General features: G+C 66.3%; 1 protein-coding gene. It reads right to left on the minus strand.

All coding sequences use genetic code 11. The annotated features are described in order from the left end of the window. Positions 1 to 50 precede the first annotated feature (50 nt). Positions 51 to 697, minus strand: a 647-nt coding sequence (gene istB / locus EIEH_RS00220) for an IS21-like element IS1474 family helper ATPase IstB (RefSeq protein ID WP_035608243.1), incomplete at its 5' end; no start/stop codon positions are given.

Consider the following 697-nt stretch of genomic DNA (forward strand, 5'->3'; position numbering starts at 1 on the left):
ACCGGTGCTTCCACCCCGGTTGCGCGGGTTCTGGATTGTAATCGCATCGGTCACGATGCGGCTTGTTCCTCGGCTTTTTTTCGGCGCAGCGACTCGCCTTTCATCGTCAGTCGGTAGGCGTTGTGCACCAGGCGGTCGAGGATGGCATCGGCCAGGGTCGGGTCGTTGATCCAGCCGTGCCAGTGCTCGATGGGCAGTTGGCTCGTCAGGATGGTGGAGCGGCTGCCAGCGCGGTCGTCGATCACCTCCAGCAGGTCATGCCGGGCTCCTTCCTCCAGCGGGGCTAGCGCCCAGTCGTCCAGCACCAGGACGTCGACCTTTGCCAGCTGTTGCAGGGTACGGCCGAAGCTGCCGTCGCCATGAGCGATGCGCAGTTGTTCCAGCAGGCGCGGGGTGCGCAGGTACAGGGTGCTATAGCCCTGGCGGCAGGCCTGGTTGCCCAGGGCGCAGGCCAGCCAGGTTTTGCCGGCACCGGTCGGGCCGGTCAGCAGCAGGTTGTGCTGCTGGCGGATCCAGTCGCCACTGGCCAGGGTGGCGATCAGACGCTCGTCCAGGGCGCGTCCGGAGCGGCGGTCGAGATCTTCCAGGCAGGCGTTGGCGTACTTGAGCTTGGCCTTCTTGCGCAGCCGTACCAGGCGCTGGTTGTCACGCCAGGCCAGTTCGCGGTCGAGCAGTAGGCCGAGGCGTTCATCGAAGC

The sequence above is a fragment of the Edwardsiella ictaluri ATCC 33202 genome (genome assembly GCF_000264785.1).
Taxonomy (GTDB): domain Bacteria; phylum Pseudomonadota; class Gammaproteobacteria; order Enterobacterales; family Enterobacteriaceae; genus Edwardsiella; species Edwardsiella ictaluri.